Genomic DNA, 16,413 nt, shown 5'->3' with positions numbered 1-16,413 from the left:
ACGCGGATTCCGAGGCCAGCTAAGGAACCTCTCCTTCCAGTGAGACAGGTAACTCCTCACTTCTTCAGAGACAGGAGGCCTTCAGCGTATTGTCGCCCTGGTGGACACCCTTGCTGCGTGACCGGCAACCGGCTTAAAAAAGCTGGCGCCAAGCGCTCCACAACGCCGTAGCATCTTCACTCGACACCAGCCGGGTCTTCGGCGCGGCGTCTTCCAAGCAATCCGCATTCGCTATGGTCAGTCCCCAGTTTAGTAGAGTCTGCGGGGCTGACAACAAGGCCAAGTTCCGCTTATCGGCCAGAATGGCATGAACTCTGGGGTTGGGTGACCAAAAAACCAGTAGTTCAATAGGTTGAGAGTGTTTTTGGGCTATTTTTCACGTTTGTCTGCCAACCCTCTATTGCGCTTGTCCGCGATGCGGTGCTCCAGGAATCGCATCATCCATTCATGCAACATGCTGTCGAAGAATTTACGGATGTCTGCGTCCAGGACCCAGTTGATCTTCTTCCTATAAAGTCCCGCCTGTACCGCATCCAGTGCGTCGTGTTGTCCTCGACCCGGCCGAAAACCATAGGAGAACCCCATAAAGTCCGGCTCGTAGATCGCATTCAGGACGAACACCACTGCCTGTTGAACAATTTTGTCTTCCAGGCACTGGATGCCAAGAGGCCTTGTCGAACCATCCGCCTTCGGAATGTAAACCCGCCTTGCGGGTCTGGCTCGGTAGCTCCCCTTGTGGATACGGCGGTTGAGATTCTCTAACCTCGCGTCTAGCTCGCTCCCATACGATTCCCATGTCACTCCGTCTATACCAGCGGCCGATCTGCGCTTGAGCGCAAAGTAGCTTTGGTGTAACAGCGGAATATCAACATGATGTAGCAACGCAGAGAAGCGAGTTTCTTTCTTCCGTTGCGCCGCCTGGCGCACGGTCAGCAAACCGGGCGACGCAGCGACCTGGCTCTGAGTCCAGACTGCGGCGGCTCGCTGACCGTTTCCCTTGGGTCCGGTCCTTTCCTCCAATCTCTCCGCAGGTACCTTCGCACCGTTGCTCGAGATCTTCTCAGGTACTACGACCGGATCCGACTTCTCACCCACGTTCATACTCATCCTGCGGTGTTACCCTTCGGTAAGTCGCCTCGGCTATGCCGGGGTGGGTGAGACCTCCCAGGTTCCGTACAAAAGACGTCGCCACGTGCACCGGGTCTACGACTGCGTGGAGTGCCACCACAGCTTGCCATCGCGCTGAGATGATTGTTGCGTTCTGTTTCGCTTAACAACATCCGCTCTCCAGAATTGGGTTTCGCAGCTCAATACCGAGCCCATGGTTTCCCCTGTCAACACTTCACACGCGACCTCGCGATCGGGTGCGCATGACTCGGGGCCGGGGCAGCTGGCTAGGCCTTACCCCGTGCGGGACTTTCACCCACTATCTTTTGCCAGCTTTTCCTGGCGTACTAAGCGGCCGGTAATCCCATCTTGAGCCAGGCGCTGCCGCCGTCAGGATAGTGTCCACTTATTTTCTAGTGGACATTTATGGACGTCTCCCCGTAGTCAACGGGTAGCTTGTGATGAAGCGGTGGTTCGCGGACATATATCCGGCGTCTTGATGGCGGCTTTAGCCGCCGCGCCTCGATGAGTTCCGTGCCTTGTCACCTAGACACTTAAGCGGTTTGAGTCAACGCTTGTCCACTTTCAGGTTCTGGCAAGGACGGATGACCGGTTGCTTCATCGGGTACTGCAAACTCACAGGGTGAGCACTGCATTTCAGGGTGTTGCAAACGCCTTTCTCATATCGAACGCCTCTCCTTTGGACAAGACCGCCCAAGCCAGTCTGGCCAGTTTGTTTGCCAGTGCCACGACAGCCTTGTTAAAGCCGCGCCGTTCCCGGAGCTGGTTGACCCAGCGTGCCAATGGGTGATCCCAGCCCCAACGGCCGCAACCGGTAGTGATCGCTCGCGCTCCGTGGATAAGCTGGGTGCGGAGGTAGCGGTCGCCATTCTTGGTGATTCCCAAGAGCTGCTGGTGCCCACCGCTACTACGCTGTCGCGGTACCAAGCCAATCCAGGCCTCGCACTGGCGCCCGGTGCGGAATTGGTGTCCGTTGCCGATGCGCCCAATCAAGGCCGAGGCGACCAGCGGACCCACACCTGGGATCGCCTGCAGTGCTAGCCAGGCCGGCTGTTGTCTTGCCAAGGCATTGAGCTCCCGGGTCACTTGACGAATTAGATGGTCCCAATGCTTGAGTTCGTCATAGAGCCTGGCGAGGCACTGGCGCGCGACAGGGGATAATCCATTCTCGGCGTCTTCCAGGGCGCCGGGCAAGGCGGAACGCAAAGCGCTCAGGCCAATCGGAAAAATGACACCATACTCACTGGCCAGCCCGCGGATCTGGTTACCGATGGCGGTGCGTTGCTGGACATAGCGCTGGCGCTCCGTATGCAGCAGCATCAGATCCTGCTGAGCCAGGGGCTTTACAGGAACAAAATGGATCCCGGGGCGGGTCGCCGCTTCACAGATCGCCAGCGCATCGCCGGCGTCATTCTTGTTCACCCGGACGAAGGGCTTCACGTGCTGCGGCGGGATCAGCCTGACCTGATGCCCGAGGGCCTGGAACAGCCGCCCCCAGTAGTGAGCACCGCCACAGACCTCCATCGCGATGAGGGTTGGCGGCAATTGCCGCATCTCGTCGAGCAGCCGGGGTCGCTTCACCGCTCGGTTGAACAGCACCTTGCCATGCGGACTAAGTGCGCAGAGCTGAAAGACATTCTTTGCCAGATCAATCCCAAGAATCTTAATATCCATGGTGGACGCCTCCTTTATCCTTCGACTTGGACTTCACACACTCAAGTCTGGCGCAATTGACGCCGATTCGGGAGGGGAGGCGTCCATCTCATCACTTAACATGAACGACTTAAGCGTAACCAAACCCTACTAGCGCCGTCGCCGGTTTTCCCGGGAATTCAAAGCTGGAATTGTCGCGCAGTGCCTGGAGCCCGGCGTCTCCGTTTCCCGAATTTCCCTGGATAACGGTCTCAACGCCAACATGGTCCGGCGCTGGATCAGCGAAGCACGGCGAAGATCTAAAGCACCAGCGACAACACCTGGGTTCGTACCTGTTAATCTGCCAGCGGCAACCTCAGCGCGGGCCAACCATAAACGTAACACCATCCGCATCGAGATTCCCCGCACCGGCGGTGCGGTTGTGGTTGAGTGGCCTGCGGAGCAGGCGCATCAATGTGCTGCCCTGTTGCGGGATCTACTGGGATGATTCGCATCGACGAGATCTGGCTGGCTACTGAGCCGCTGGATATGCGGGCGGGGCCCGACAAGGCCCTGGCCCGGGTTATTCAGGTGTTCGGTTCAGCCAGACCCCATTGCGCCTACCTGTTCGCCAACAAACTGGGCAACCGGATGAAGGTGCTGATCCACGATGGTCTGGGTATCTGGCTGTGTGCCCGCCGGCTGAACCGGGGCAAATTCCACTGGGGTGAAACCTGGCGCGGTGACCAGCTGCGCTTGACCGAGGAACAGCTATCAGCGCGGGTTCAGGGCCTGCCCTGGCAGCGCATTGGCGCGGAAGGCGTCATCTCCATCCTGTAACCACAAGTGCCGCAGTACCGCTATAGCCAGAACCGCGAATCGCTTGCCGCACAGGGACTTGGCATACTAGGGGGCGTGACTCAGCGCCCCGACATCAACCAACTCTCTGCCGATCAGCTCCGTGCCCTGGCGACGGAACTGATGGACTCTCTGGACGCCAAGGATCAAGTCTTGGGCCTGAAGGAGCGAGAGTTGGTGCGCAGCAACGCCATCATCGAGAAGCTGACCCACGAAGTAGCCATCCTCAAGCGTCACAAGTACGCCAGGCGCAGTGAACAACTCGATGCGGATGGTACTACGCTTGTCCGAGACCGATGGGTTGCCCGATAAAGCAGTTGCCACAGGCAGATTAACCGGAACAAATCCTGGCGTTGCTGGTGTTTTATCCGCTTGCTGCGCGTCCTTCATCCAGCGCCGGACCATGTTGGCGTAGAGACCGTTATCCAATGAGATCCGGGAAACCGAAGCACCGGGTTCCTGGCACTGGGCAACAATCTGAGCTTTGGATTCCCGAGAAAACCGGCGACGGCGTTGGTAGGGTTTGTTTACGCTTAATTCTGCACTTCCCCCAATACGCATGACACACACGACCCATCTGAGTCTTGCGATCCTTTCGATCGCTCACCGGATCGGGCCCTTGAAAAAACCACAAAACGGAAGTTCGGTGAGGCTTTGGCCCTTGTCTTGGCGAAGCTGGCGAGTTCTGAAATTTGATCGGCCGTCACCTTCTCGTCGGGGCCTACCTCTACAGTGCCCGCTGACAGAGATACCAGTGGAAAACGGCAGGGCTGGCCGTTTCGGTCTTCGGATTCAATAAACCCGCTTTTCAGTATGCAATCGCTGTAAAAGCGCCGGCTTCGTTCGGCGAATAGTGACTGTACGGTACCAGCATTATAATTAGCTGAGGACGAAGAGCTGATGACGACAAAATCGTCCCCACCTATGTGCCCGACAAAGTCATCACTGGCATGGAATACCTCTTTCAAAAGCTCAGCCAGCAAAACTATTACCTGGTCACCAACCCGGTAGCCGAGGACATCGTTCAAAGGTTTGAACATGTTGATATCGAAATAAATTAGTGAAAAGGCGCGCATTTCTTCCGTTCGGGCAACCAAAGTCTGTTGTATGGGAACATTGCCTGGCAGGAAGGTCAGTGGATTTGAGTAGCGTGCGTTTTCGATCTTTTGTTCGGTGATGTGTTTGAGCAGCGAGCGCGTGGCTCCCAGGCCGGCGTACTTTCCATTCTTGACAACAATGAAATGCTGTTTGAGATAGTGCGCATCGTCATTAATCAGCCTTTCGCTCACTTCGTTTAGTGGCACCTCGTAATCCACAACCAATGCATCTGCACTGTGTCTATTGGAAACTGGGAGCCGCTCATAAAGCGACCGGCCGTAAGGCGTGCTGAAAGTTTCCATAATCCTCCACTTATGGATCAGGCCAAGCGGCCTGCCGTTATCCACCACCGGCAAAGCGAACACGTCAGGCTCACTCTGGAGCCGCTCCCATGCATCTCGCAGTGTCGATTCCGAAGTGACGGGTTCGATGTACCGACACAAGAGCCCTGCTATTTCCTTTTCTCTCCGGGGTGGCTTGGACGCAAGGGCCGCATGATCGTTCAGCGAGTCGAGGTAGGCTGTAGCTATCGGTTTTGGTCGACCGAAAAGGAAACCTTGAACCAGTGCAATGCCAAGCTCCGAGACAACCCGGAATTCTGCTTCCGTTTCGACCCCTTCTGCGATTAATTTGCAGCCCAATCGGTCTGCCAAATCTATAACGGACCGCAGAAACTCGCGCTTGATGAGGTCGTCCTGAATATCACGAATGAAGTGCCGGTCAATTTTCACAAAGTCCGGCTTCAGCTCGGACCATAGTTTTAATCCGGAATATCCACTTCCAAGATCGTCGATAGCAATGAGAAAGCCCTCTGCTTTCAGCCATACCAGTGTCTTCAAAAGCTCTGAAGGATCGGCAGTGGGGTAGCGTTCAGAGAGTTCGATAACGATGTCTGATGCCTTCAGCCCGTTCGCCAACAAAAGCTCCTGCAGTTGCGTCGGGTTGAATTCTGGAGGCATCAGCTTGGCCGGACTGATATTGACGAAAAGTTTCAGCGGAGTGCCATGACCGGACCAATGGCGTGCAGCGGTGCGAAGACAGAGCGTTTCCAGTTCTAGCGTCTGGCCGCAGCGTTCTGCTGTTTCAAACAGCATTGGGGCCGTGTGCAAGGGGCTGTCCGAAGGTCCGCGGCTCAGTGCCTCAAAACCAAACACACATTTTCTATTAATGTTTACGATTGGTTGTAGAAGTGTCGTAATGTCTTCTGTCAACAACAAGCGATTCAGTTCTTGACTGAGGCAGTCCTGCATTAGGTCACTCCTGGATGTGAGTGCGGCTTCGGGAAACCAAATTTTGTCGCTCCGTCGCAGATCCCAAACCTACTGATTCGAATGGCTCATATCCGGTTGTGCCAAGTATCTTCATGCCATTCACATACTCCTCGCTAAACATTACCGAAATATTTCAGTGATGCTGAAGTCGTGTGCTAATCGATGTTATTTTTTGTAAATTAATTTATTAAATCAGAGTGTTATGTGGCTAAAGTAACAAGAATGTCACAATCGATCTGCAGCCTTATAGCCATCATTAATATGTGGTGGCGTCATGCTCAAAACCGTTCGAAGTAGAATACTGTTCTTTTCATTTTTTTCGGTCCTTGCGCTCTTGGCACTTGCATTGTTGTCCTGGTCAATTATTGGAAAGGCGGAAAACGCCGCAAAAGATTTGATCCAGAATCGCATGCATGAAGCCTGGTTACTGGATGATCTGGAGCAGGACCTGCGGCTTGTGCAGGACCTTTCTTTCAAAATCAAAGGTCAGTTACTGCTGTGGGGTGAGATCAACGAAGAATACGAGTCACTTGCAGAGTCTATTCCTGCTAAGTGGAGCGCGATTCAGCGAAGTGCACAGCTGAGTGCCTGGGCAAAAGATAACCAAAGTATCCACGAAGCGGTGGTTGTATACCTAGAAGAACTCGCGGAAGGAATCGAGGAGAAGAGTTACTATCAGGCAGGTAAAACGGTGGACTTTTCACTATTTGCTGCTCTGTCGCCATTGCTTGAGAGCATCAACGATCGCAAGGAGGGAAGTCGCACTCATATCGCTGAGGAATCTGATGAGCTACTGGGGTATCTCGACCGCCAACAGGTTTCGCTGATTATCGGATCTGTTGCCTTTTTGGCGGTCATTGTTCTGATGACGCTCTGGCTGAGGCAAACAGTCATTGTGAGGCTGCAGCGGATCGAGCGGGATATCCAGAGAATGGATGAGTGTTCGGATTTGGCCAATCCGCCGGGTCTGGCCGGGTCTGACGAAGTCGCAGGAGTTGCTGCAGCTCTGATTCGGCTGGTCGGTCGGTTTGAAGGGTTCATCAAAGAAATAAGGGAAGCTTCAAAAAGTATCAACGAGGGATCTGATCGCCTCGGTATCCAGGCGGGAGACCTGGAGTCAGCATCTCAAACGACACAGCATCAGATTCAAGATGTGACAGACTCAATGAAGGCGATGGCAGATCAGGCTTCCACCATTGAGGCATCGACTCGTGAATCCACTGAAGCTGTTCAGGCGGCCGTGACGGCAAATTCGGACATTCAGTCCAGCTTAATAAAAAGTGATACGGCGGTAGAGCGCACTGTAGAGGTCATTGGTCGGGTCTCCGGGGCGATACAAGATCTGACGGAATCGGCCTCGAAAATCGAGAAGGTGATCGGGGTAATTGCTGACATAGCTGAGCAAACGAATTTGCTGGCCCTTAATGCAGCAATCGAGGCAGCAAGGGCGGGCGAATATGGACGCGGGTTTGCCGTTGTTGCTGATGAGGTTCGAACACTTTCGAAACGCACTGCCGATTCCACTCATGAAACACGGCAATGGGTAGCTGATCTGGTTAAGGGCGTGCAGGGTGTTGAATACTTGATAGCTGAAATGACGGAGGCCGGTGATGATAACCGGCAGACTCTTGACGATCTTAAAGGTCATCTTGTCTCGATGAACCACTGGTTTTCGGATCTGGAGGGGCGGAGTGTCACAATTAATGAGGCGCTCTCGCTGCAACGTGAGGCAATTGAACGTGTGGGTGAGCGGTTTGTGGCGCTTGATGCCCATGCGGCGACAGTTAGCCAACATGTGGCTGGTAGCCGAGAGATAAGTTTGGGTTTGAAGCAGAAAGCGCACTTGATGAGTGATCTCACCGGCCGTTTCCGGATAACTGTTGATTGAAGTATGTAGAGCCATCAAAGCCGGATCTGCTCCCGCACTTCTTAGTACTTTTCAGCAATCGACAAACGTTTCGCCGTCACGGAATTGTGACATCGCCACTGTGCAAATATGGAGTTCTACCGCGTTACTGGGGACGGTTATAAACCGGCCACTCGTCGAGGTTTTTGGCCCGCCAGCTCTTGAATTCTGACCCTGACCCCGTTTCAGATCCGTCCAGAATTGGAAAATTTCGGCCCTGCCCCTAACGGACCTCCAAACCGGCCGCTAAGCATCGAGGGTGATCTTCCAATCTGAATGTCCGCTTTGCGACCTACAGGATAATTTGTTGTGTCAATTTCCGACCACGCTATAGCGGCATGACCAGTTGGCTGATCCATTGTTTAAATGTTGTTTCTGAGTCTTTCGCACTTAACGACTTCAGGAGTATGTCGGTAGATTAGACTCGATACAAGGAAGGTCGGTAGAGCCTATCTTGCGAAACGGGTTGATTGTTAATCCTCCTCATCCCTGGTCAGACAGTCGCCGCCACGCCCAATTCAGGATCCTACGCAGCTCTAAGGTATATCTCACACGAATCCTGCATTGACAATGATAGGGTTGGGGCCGAGTCAGTTGGTCAGGACGACCGGGACTCAACGCCGGCACGGATGCCAGGCAAACGCGACACCTGCCAAGTGGTGTGACGCGCCAGGGAGAGACTTGGCACCACCCGCGCTTGTCACAATTTTTCCCCTTTGATCGACCCAATCTTGACCTATTGAATCAGGCACAGCAGAATACTGTTTGCATATCGCTATGTTGGCATTGGCTGTTGGTTTGCGCCGATCGCAATTCGGAGCCAAGCCTCTTCGGAGGGCTGAGCGCGCTCAAATAGCCTCCGCCATGCCAGATAGCTTGGCAGATATGCCGTTCCAACCCCATGAAACCGCGCCATCCAGCCCTTCAATCGACTCATATAACTGTTGACGTTCTGTATGTGGTATTCCTTCCCGATCACTCGCTGATTATCGAGTGTAACCAGTCGGTGGTGGGCAATGCCGTGCTCTCTGGAAAAGGTTTTATACCAGCTGTGGCCATCTGAACATAGAATCGAGTCAGGATTGATAATCGGCGTCAGAAAAGCATGAACCGTCGGTTTGTTTAATGCAGGATCTACCAGATCGCTGATGTTACCGTTGCGATCCCGTGCAATAAGTACCGGGATTTTATCCGCTTTATGCTTCCTGTTACTTTGCCCGCCACGCTTCCTGGAACTGCGATGCGTGATGTTGCGCTTGCCTTTGCAGGACTCGGCAAAAAAGGTTTCATCCACTTCGACAATGCCGGAGAGGGCATTCGCGTTGGCATTTGCACTGGCTGTTAGAAAACGGTGACGCCACCTAAAAGCTGTCTTTAAATCAATGCCTACTCGAACTGCCGATACCCGCAGGGTCAGGCTGTCTCGCATACATCTCAGGTAATCAAACCACTTGTTGCGGTGATGCAGCCTGGCCAGTGATGTTCCTGTGACGGCATTAAAGGTCTTGTGACAAGTCAGGCTCTGGCATCGATATCGCTGCAACCCACTGGAACGCCCCCATTTGACGACGTGCTCATATCCACAACGAGGGCATCGGCGGTGAGATCTGGCCGCTTCAAGCAAAGTGTGAGACTGAGCGTTGATCTGCCCAAGAAGCTGATGGGCAAGGTGTTGTTTGAGATCAACCGGGAGGTGGGCCAAGGCCTTTTCGAGGGCACTAAGGTCAGCTTTTTTCATGTTGCACTCCACCGAAGGACTGTTTATACAGTAGTATATACAGTACTATCAGAGTGTACCAACAGCCGAAGCCAACATAGCCTTGCCTATACAATATTGAGTCGGAGGCATTCCATCACTCTCCATTAGCATCGGTTGCCGTCCGCATTGTTTTTGGAAAAGTTACGGTATTTGCCATCTGACCATACTGGTTTGCCACTCTGGGCGCACGGGGATTAGCGGGCTGGGGATGGAGTTTCGTCGCCGACATAATATGGCATATGCCACCCTTCAAGCGTTTGCTTCAATGCAAACCGTAGGCATCGTTACAGAAGATGGTATTGAGCTTTATCATTGGCTCGGCGTGGCAGATCGAAGGATTCTACGATTAGTTCCGGGGTTAAAGTCGGTTCTATTGGATATCGAAGCTTGGCGAACGATGATTCTTGAACCTTACAAACGGCTTGGCTCCGGTGTCTACATTGTAGTGGCTTTCATTGGAGATGGCAGAGTTGTTGGCGTCATGGAAGGACGACAGCCGATGGTCAGGGTTTTGTCGTCTAAACCGGACGCGCTGGGCCGGTCCTTCGGCCACGACACTGAATAGATCTAATTCTGGAACTCTGACACCTGGCGTTCCAGGTTCGCGTACATTGCCAGAAGTTCGTCCTCGTTGAGCTTTCCTCTAGTGGTTTTCTTAGCCCTATGTTTTTCCAGCTGGCTTCGCTGTTCGGCGTAGACGTGATGGAGGACGCTGGCTTGATAGTCGCAGCCCTCGTGATCGTTCAGTTGTTTGCGAAGCGATTTGAACTGATCAGGACTGGGAACCTGTTCGAGCTTTTTAGCGATGTCTTTGGGTCGGATATCGAACGCTTCTCCCCAATGTTTTACGGCCTGCTCCCATGCCTGAGAAAGAGATGCCCGCTCATCAATGTAGAATTTGGTGGCAGCGCCTCGTTTGTTTACGAAGAAATAGCAGGTTTCTTGTGCAGCACTTTTCCCACTTCCGATGCCAAGCGTGATGCCCTGGAAGCCAACACCGCGACAGGGGAGGGTTGTGGGATGGTCTTTCCCAATGAAATCCAAATATTGAAGTGCTGCGGAGCGGGCCATGTAACGGGCCTCATAGTACTTGGCCCTGGTCTCTTGATATTGGTACCAGAGTTCTTGAGTAATTCGGGTGTTCGGCCTCTTAAGAGAGAAATACTTCTGATAGCGTTTGCCTCGGATGGTGGCAACAACTCGCCAGCCGTGGAAGCCAGAGGTCAGCTCCCCTTTTTCATAAAAGCTAATAGCCATGGATAGTCGATCTTTCCCGTTCAATTCACGTTAAAGATATTAGGCAGCCAAGCAAACGTCTTCGCTTTGTTCTCAGGCTGATGCCAGCTTGCTGCGACTGTTACTGGTGAATAAACTTCGCAGCCTTTTTGGGCTGCAAATTCGTAACACCGACCGTTGGTTAGTCGTTGTCATTTCCTTGGAGTGGAGCATCGTCCATGGGGCGTCAGGATGCGGGGGATGATACGTTGGCACCCTACGGCAAGTTTACACCCCAGAGGACATTTACACATCATAGTTTGCGTTTTAAGAATCCTGCCCCTCTTCTTTTCGTTGGTAGTGGGTTTCGTCAGTGTTCCGGCCCATGCGTCCGTTATAAAAAAGTCGAACAGTGGCCTTTGCCATCCACCGCAAAGCAGTTGGTATGAGCGAACCCAGAATTATCAACCCTACGACTCCCTTGATGCCTGTTTGGATTCAGGTGGTAAACTACCAGATGGAGTCTCTTTTGCATCGGTTCGACAGGCCCAGGAGCAGCAAAGCAGGCTACGTAGCTATGAACGGTCTGCGTTTGGTCACGGTTGGGATGATGCTGATGGAGACTGTCAGGACAGCCGTGCTGAGGCATTGGTTGCCCAATCCACAACCAACGTCCGGTTTGCAGACGAAAGTCGTTGTAGGGTGGTCTCAGGCCGATGGATCAGTCCGTTCACAGGCAAGGTCATCCAGAACAGCAGCGAGATTGACATTGAAACACGTAGTTCCGCTCAAGTGGGCGCTGGAAGCGCGGAGCGAAGGGTTGGACGCGAGCTAAACGAGAACGGTTTGCAAACGATATGGTCAATCTCTCGCCCGTCGAGCTAGTCTTAATAGAAGTAAGGGTGCCCAGGGTCCGGATGAATGGGTGCCACCGTCAGGCCAGTGCGGTTATGTGGCAAGGTTCGTTCGTATCGTGAAACAGTACGATCTTAAGCCGACAAAGCCGGAAGCTCGATGGTTGAAAGCGTTCCTGGAGCGCTGCCGCAGCTGACTCCCTGCTAAACTACCCTTCGAGGCAATGATTCTCACTGAGGGAATAAACGAGGTGAAAAAGAAACAGTTTACTGAGCAGGAGTTGCTGGAAGATTTGGATGCGGATTCGGCGCATACCGAAGAGTTCGCTCAGCCCAATATGAAAGGGCACTCACCACTGGAGCGACTGAGAGGTTCAGTTAAACGCTATGAGCGACCTACCGATCCCGTTTGGGATGAATTCTTTGACTCCAGTGAGCGAGTTTCAGAGGATTTCATGGTGGAACGGGATCAGCCGTTGGGCAAAGGCTGATACCTCCATGTCGGGTGCTACCCCGTTACTGCGGACATTCCTAAAAAGAGGCTGTCTCCACAATGACATACTATGAGAGGATTCTAGGAGCTGAAAGCAGTGGCATGAAGCTACTCTTGCTCGAAATCATGGCCCACCTTTCGCCCGAGCTGCCAAGCCTTTTTTCTTGGAGTGGGTAAAGAGGCCTGATTCCATCGTTTAAATGCCATGTCAATCGGGCAGAGCGGATTGGAGGATGGGAGGCGATGTCTCAAAAAAATAGCCATTTCAAAGCATTAACGTCATTGTACCTGTCATCAACATCCGATGCTTGGATCCGTCCCAACATTGAGCTGGAAATTGGTTATTGCTCGATTTCTGTAAGGCTCACTCCGTTCTCCAATTCTCCATGGGGGGTGGTCAAAGAATCTGTGATCTTTCAACTATTGCATGATGCCTCTCTTTTAGCTGCCAATACTCAGGAAACCTCACGGCTGGCCAAATGTTACAAGTTTGAATTGCAGCCTTTCCAGGCCCTTTGGGAAAGCCGCGTTGCAGCTGTTGCCCGAGTCATTCACTCCGACCTTCACCAATGGACCATTGAGTCGACCATTTATGATGAAGCGGAGAATGAAATCGCCTGGGCTCGCAGCTGGTTTTCCCGCTCCAATGTTTTGCTTGAGACGATCGCGCCCTACAAAAACCAAATGCTCAAATCGAGCCAGGACTGGAACTGACTTAAAGATGTCAGAAGGGCCTTCCGTGGCCCGTGAAGCTGGTCTGATGGTTAATTTGCGGGAAAGTCCGTCCAGCCGTCGAGCCAGCTTTGGGCAGATACCGGGCTCACAGCACCTACAAAGTTAGCCGACTCATCAAAGAATTCGCTTTGTGGTGGGCGTGTTGCGTTCATTTGCCGCAGTTGCACCCTAGGCATGAAAACCGGATTGGTGAGGTCTTTGGCGTTAGGGAACAACGCAGTTTCGACACGGAATACATTGTTATTCTGTGGTTCTTCCATCCAGGCTTGCTCGCTGAAGCCGAAGTCGTCGTCATCCTTGCCGGACTCTTGGGTGACCCTTCCTAAATGCCCTAGGTTGGCCAAGAGGTTGTTACCAAACGTCAGTCGGCCGCGATTGATAACCGAGAGCACGTTATCCCGAGTATCAATAGCCTCAATTGCGTAGCTGTCGATCAACATATTGTGAAAATGGCCACCTGAACCTTCCCGAAGCACCATGCCGCGGTGTTTCTTCTGGCTGTTGCCGCCACCCACGAGTGTGACGTTGTAGAAGGTGGGTTCTGAGCGGGGAAGGGCTTCGTGGTCGTTACCGTTGTTATCACCCTCGAAGGCGTTGTCGCCGGCATCTGGATGCTGCTGGATTACTGCGAATTGGACATTTCCGGTCCAGCCCCAATCCCAGTCGATGCTGTCGTCTCCTGCACCAGTGATGACGATGTTCTTGAGATCGACATTGCCGCCAAACATTTCAATGCCATCGTCGAGAGACCGGTGGACCTGAACATTTCTGACAATCGTGCTGTTGCCACACCCGCCCAGCGTCAGGCCGTTGAGCTCGTTATCCTTGAAAACCTCGAAACCAGCAAATTCGATTCGGGTAAATTCCACAACCCCACAGGAATCTTCGGCGTCAGTGCCGCCAAATGCACCTCGGGTTTCACCCTCGGGAAGCCCCTCGATGGAGGCTTCGGGCTGATTCGCCGGTGCGTTGCCAAGCAGAACAACGCCGCCCCAATCGCCACGCGATCGGTTGCCCTCAGTCTGGGCACTGGTAAACACTATTGGCTTGTCTGCTGAACCTCGGGAAAAAAGCTTCGAATTTGCGGTCACGACAAGCGCTGATCCATGTTCGCCTTCGACGGTAACACCGGGTTCTATGTTGAGGTTGGAGTTCTCAACATAGATGGTTTTCTCAAGGATGTACCGTTTGCCGGATTCCCAGGTGGTATCAACCAGAATGTCAGAATCAACGCGTACAGAACGGTCTTCAAATGCAGTGAACCCGACTGCCGCCGAACCAATGGCCAAGACCGGGAAAACGATGAGAGAGTTGCGTCGCAACCAGCTCTTTTGCGCAGTACGAGGTTCTTCTGTTGCTTCAAAGCGGGCAGTAGTTTCTTTCGCCATGAGCGGCTGGCCGTTGTCGCTAAGCTGTATCTCTTTGGCCAGGGCCTGAAGTTCCGGCTTACCTGACAGCTCAACCCGCCTGAGTACATCCGCACGATAAGCGGGTTCTCTGAGAAGCGTATTCAGATGAACGAATTCGACGCCGGGGCAGGCGCCCTTATCAATGCGACGTTTTAATCGCCATAATTTTTCGACTAACAGGGAAGAATCGCCAGACATAGGGAACTACTCTTCGTTGAATTGAACCTCAGACTCTAGCCTGCAACCATTAAGATCTGGTTAAACCTGTAGCTCATCTATATGCCTGTGTTTCTGACCTCCAGGTTTTATAGCAATCCTATCGTCTTAGCGTCGTGTTCCAGGCTTTCTCGAAATTCCGGATCTGCGATATTAATAAGTTCTCTGGCTCTTTGCGGAATCGAAAGGCCTTTAAGATTCACGCAACCATGTTCCGTTACGACCATATGAACGTCGTTCCTGGGGTCCGTCACCGTGCCGCCCCGTAGCTTTGGCACGACACGGCTGACGCTTCCGCCTTGCGCCGTCGAGCGAAGGGCCACGAACGACCAAACGTTTCTGGCCGGATTTTTCCAACTCTGGGTGGACCTATTACGGGGGTCAGGGTCAGGCAGCCATTTGCAGCTGCATTTTGTGCACCGCTGAGAAGTATAATTGCAGTGCAAGAGATAACGACGCCCAACTTTGGCGTTGCTTTGCTCATAATATCCATATCGTAATTCTCCCTTAGTTGCCAGAGTCGGGGGTTGTGAACATGAGGTTTCGATCGACGATGGTCACTGAGCCTTCTGTAGACCAGCCTTCTAAGCCATTTTCGAACCCTGTGTTCAGGAACTCGGCATTGACTGTTTGAGGAGCAGCTATTGTCACACGTTGCGCGTGATCTGGGAGGCGAAGCTCGATAGAACTCCAGTGGCAGAACCGCTTTCACCAGTGTCGTTGTTGATACCAACGAGAATCAGGGTTCCATCACCATGCACATTTGTCAGTGCAAATGATCCGTCGCTTGTCGATATTGCCGAGTACTTCCTGTCTGTATCAGGAAAGATTGCTGTTACGAGAGCGGAGGGAACAGGGAGTCCGGCTTCGTCATAAACTGTGCCATAGATTGCACCACTACCAGCGAGGTTTACAGTAACGAGCACAGAAGATGTATTTTCAGTTTCAAGCAAGCTGCCTTGCGCGGTGCCTGTTTCACCATCAACCGTTGTCACATCAACAACCTAAAGCCCAGCTTCCGTCAGATCCCCAATCGAAAAAAGACCATCGTTATCGGTGGATGTTGTAAAAGTCGATCCCGATTCAATGAAACCGACGTCAACGGTTGCGCCACTCACAGGTGCCTTATCGTTAAGGCCAAACACGCCACCATTTATCATCATTGTTTCTGGTTCGAATTCGCCAGAAATGATGGAGATAACTCGTTCAGCTTCGGAGATGAATACGGCCGCATAACCTTCTTCAACAAACTTTCCGTTTCTCTTGCTGACGCTGGCAATTTCCACGAAACTCCAGAGAAGGAGTCACGGATTACAAATTCTGCGTTGGAGGCTGTGCGAGGGGACGGGACACGCTTCGCCATCGTTATTATTCTGAGGCAGATTACGTTGGCCTGCGGTAGTTACACTCCGGCGATTTGTCAGGATGTGTCCGAGCAGCGATACCTTGTGACCAGGCTACGGAACGAACTGGATCAGGAGCGACCGCTTGCCCGGACAGATCCCCTTACGTCGATTGCTAACATTCGGAGCTTTCGAGCAGAGCTTGAACGCTCCATCGAGCGACTTTCTCGATACGGTCGACATTTCACGCTAATCAGTATTGATCTGGATAATTTCAAGCCGATTAACCATGACTACGGCCACGCAGAGGGGGGCAAAGTGCTCAAAGACGTGGGGGATACCCTCAGGTCTGGCCTTCGTAGCGGCAATTTCCCAGCACGCATCGGTGCGACGAATTTGCGGTGTTGCTTCCTGATACGGATTTCGACGCGGCCAGGAAGTTTATCCCGCGCCTGGTCGAGACCTTGGAGAACAAGATGAAGAAGAATGACTGGCC

16 protein-coding genes and 1 pseudogene are annotated in these 16,413 nt (G+C 52.9%); 7 read left to right on the top strand and 10 right to left on the bottom strand.

Annotation, left to right across the window (positions count from 1 at the left end):
* Positions 1-369: 369 nt before the first annotated feature.
* Positions 370-1,101: a reverse transcriptase domain-containing protein gene (locus tag FO268_RS21980; protein WP_150995326.1), complete on the bottom strand. Its 732-nt coding sequence runs from the start codon at positions 1,099-1,101 to the stop codon at positions 370-372.
* Between the two features lie 663 nt (positions 1,102-1,764).
* Positions 1,765-2,802: an IS110 family RNA-guided transposase gene (locus tag FO268_RS21975; protein WP_053115227.1), complete on the bottom strand. Its 1,038-nt coding sequence runs from the start codon at positions 2,800-2,802 to the stop codon at positions 1,765-1,767.
* Positions 2,803-2,947: 145 nt separating this feature from the next.
* On the opposite strand from FO268_RS21975, the pseudogene tnpA (FO268_RS23405) reads away from it, so the two are divergent.
* Positions 2,948-3,268, top strand: a pseudogene (gene tnpA / locus FO268_RS23405) (IS66-like element accessory protein TnpA); the annotation flags it as partial.
* Positions 3,265-3,600, top strand: coding sequence for an IS66 family insertion sequence element accessory protein TnpB (gene tnpB / locus FO268_RS21965; RefSeq protein ID WP_053115228.1), 336 nt, complete (start codon positions 3,265-3,267; stop codon positions 3,598-3,600). The pseudogene tnpA (FO268_RS23405) and the gene tnpB, both read left to right, overlap by 4 nt.
* Positions 3,601-3,666: 66 nt before the next feature.
* Here tnpB and tnpA (FO268_RS23400) read toward each other — a convergent pair whose 3' ends face one another.
* Complete coding sequence (gene tnpA / locus FO268_RS23400) at positions 3,667-4,179, bottom strand: IS66-like element accessory protein TnpA (RefSeq protein ID WP_227716614.1); 513 nt, start codon at positions 4,177-4,179, stop codon at positions 3,667-3,669.
* Positions 4,152-5,966, bottom strand: coding sequence for a phosphodiesterase (locus FO268_RS21950; protein WP_075195212.1), 1,815 nt, complete (start codon positions 5,964-5,966; stop codon positions 4,152-4,154). Before FO268_RS21950 ends, tnpA (FO268_RS23400) begins: the two co-directional genes overlap by 28 nt.
* A gap of 295 nt (positions 5,967-6,261) precedes the next feature.
* On the opposite strand from FO268_RS21950, the gene FO268_RS21945 reads away from it, so the two are divergent.
* Positions 6,262-7,875 carry a methyl-accepting chemotaxis protein gene (locus tag FO268_RS21945; RefSeq protein WP_150995325.1) on the top strand — a complete coding sequence of 538 codons (1,614 nt, stop codon included), beginning with the start codon at positions 6,262-6,264 and terminating at the stop codon, positions 7,873-7,875.
* Between the two features lie 793 nt (positions 7,876-8,668).
* Here FO268_RS21945 and FO268_RS21940 read toward each other — a convergent pair.
* Entirely contained in the window at positions 8,669-9,631 is a 963-nt protein-coding gene (locus tag FO268_RS21940; RefSeq protein WP_041336099.1) for an IS1595 family transposase, read from the bottom strand.
* A 253-nt stretch (positions 9,632-9,884) separates the two neighbouring features.
* Here FO268_RS21940 and FO268_RS21935 point away from each other — a divergent pair, with 253 nt between their 5' ends.
* Positions 9,885-10,217: a hypothetical protein gene (locus FO268_RS21935; protein WP_053115231.1), complete on the top strand. Its 333-nt coding sequence runs from the start codon at positions 9,885-9,887 to the stop codon at positions 10,215-10,217.
* 2 nt (positions 10,218-10,219) lie between these two features.
* On the opposite strand, the gene FO268_RS21930 is transcribed toward FO268_RS21935, so the two are convergent.
* Positions 10,220-10,909, bottom strand: coding sequence for a hypothetical protein (locus FO268_RS21930; protein WP_150995324.1), 690 nt, complete (start codon positions 10,907-10,909; stop codon positions 10,220-10,222).
* Between the two features lie 1,063 nt (positions 10,910-11,972).
* Here FO268_RS21930 and FO268_RS21920 point away from each other — a divergent pair.
* Both FO268_RS21920 and FO268_RS21915 read left to right on the top strand, forming a co-directional pair.
* Positions 11,973-12,212 carry an AbrB/MazE/SpoVT family DNA-binding domain-containing protein gene (locus FO268_RS21920; protein WP_041336913.1) on the top strand — a complete coding sequence of 80 codons (240 nt, stop codon included), beginning with the start codon at positions 11,973-11,975 and terminating at the stop codon, positions 12,210-12,212.
* A gap of 245 nt (positions 12,213-12,457) precedes the next feature.
* Positions 12,458-12,928 (top strand): hypothetical protein, encoded by a 471-nt coding sequence (locus tag FO268_RS21915; protein ID WP_075195143.1) that lies wholly within the window; start codon positions 12,458-12,460, stop codon positions 12,926-12,928.
* 50 nt (positions 12,929-12,978) lie between these two features.
* Here the strand turns inward: FO268_RS21915 and FO268_RS21910 are convergent, their stop codons facing one another.
* The 4 genes from FO268_RS21910 to FO268_RS22895 all read right to left on the bottom strand — a co-directional run bounded on the left by FO268_RS21910 (position 12,979) and on the right by FO268_RS22895 (position 15,860).
* A complete protein-coding gene (locus tag FO268_RS21910) occupies positions 12,979-14,556 on the bottom strand; it encodes a hypothetical protein (protein ID WP_053115248.1) in 1,578 nt (525 codons plus the stop codon).
* A gap of 107 nt (positions 14,557-14,663) precedes the next feature.
* Entirely contained in the window at positions 14,664-14,897 is a 234-nt protein-coding gene (locus tag FO268_RS21905; protein WP_225316959.1) for an acetyl-CoA hydrolase/transferase C-terminal domain-containing protein, read from the bottom strand.
* A gap of 324 nt (positions 14,898-15,221) precedes the next feature.
* Complete coding sequence (locus FO268_RS21900; RefSeq protein WP_075195142.1) at positions 15,222-15,569, bottom strand: carboxypeptidase-like regulatory domain-containing protein; 348 nt, start codon at positions 15,567-15,569, stop codon at positions 15,222-15,224.
* Between the two features lie 9 nt (positions 15,570-15,578).
* Positions 15,579-15,860, bottom strand: a complete 282-nt coding sequence (locus tag FO268_RS22895; RefSeq protein WP_041336255.1) for a carboxypeptidase-like regulatory domain-containing protein — start codon at positions 15,858-15,860, stop codon at positions 15,579-15,581.
* A 48-nt stretch (positions 15,861-15,908) separates the two neighbouring features.
* On the opposite strand from FO268_RS22895, the gene FO268_RS23395 reads away from it, so the two are divergent.
* Complete coding sequence (locus FO268_RS23395) at positions 15,909-16,397, top strand: GGDEF domain-containing protein (RefSeq protein WP_404802940.1); 489 nt, start codon at positions 15,909-15,911, stop codon at positions 16,395-16,397.
* Positions 16,398-16,413 lie beyond the last annotated feature (16 nt).

This window comes from Marinobacter denitrificans, assembly GCF_008795955.1.
GTDB lineage: Bacteria > Pseudomonadota > Gammaproteobacteria > Pseudomonadales > Oleiphilaceae > Marinobacter > Marinobacter denitrificans.
This window is presented reverse-complemented; position numbering and strand designations above follow the sequence as displayed.

Coding starts and splice junctions, on each gene's coding strand:
- FO268_RS21935 (WP_053115231.1), top strand. CDS start 9,885: ATGGCATATGCCACCCTTCAAGCGTTTGCTTCAATGCAAACCGTAGGC.
- tnpB (WP_053115228.1), top strand. CDS start 3,265: ATGATTCGCATCGACGAGATCTGGCTGGCTACTGAGCCGCTGGATATG.
- FO268_RS21980 (WP_150995326.1), bottom strand. CDS start 1,101: ATGAACGTGGGTGAGAAGTCGGATCCGGTCGTAGTACCTGAGAAGATC.
- FO268_RS21975 (WP_053115227.1), bottom strand. CDS start 2,802: ATGGATATTAAGATTCTTGGGATTGATCTGGCAAAGAATGTCTTTCAG.
- FO268_RS21950 (WP_075195212.1), bottom strand. CDS start 5,966: ATGCAGGACTGCCTCAGTCAAGAACTGAATCGCTTGTTGTTGACAGAA.
- FO268_RS21940 (WP_041336099.1), bottom strand. CDS start 9,631: ATGAAAAAAGCTGACCTTAGTGCCCTCGAAAAGGCCTTGGCCCACCTC.
- FO268_RS21910 (WP_053115248.1), bottom strand. CDS start 14,556: ATGTCTGGCGATTCTTCCCTGTTAGTCGAAAAATTATGGCGATTAAAA.
- FO268_RS21915 (WP_075195143.1), top strand. CDS start 12,458: ATGTCTCAAAAAAATAGCCATTTCAAAGCATTAACGTCATTGTACCTG.
- FO268_RS21930 (WP_150995324.1), bottom strand. CDS start 10,909: ATGGCTATTAGCTTTTATGAAAAAGGGGAGCTGACCTCTGGCTTCCAC.
- tnpA (WP_227716614.1), bottom strand. CDS start 4,179: ATGCGTATTGGGGGAAGTGCAGAATTAAGCGTAAACAAACCCTACCAA.
- FO268_RS21945 (WP_150995325.1), top strand. CDS start 6,262: ATGCTCAAAACCGTTCGAAGTAGAATACTGTTCTTTTCATTTTTTTCG.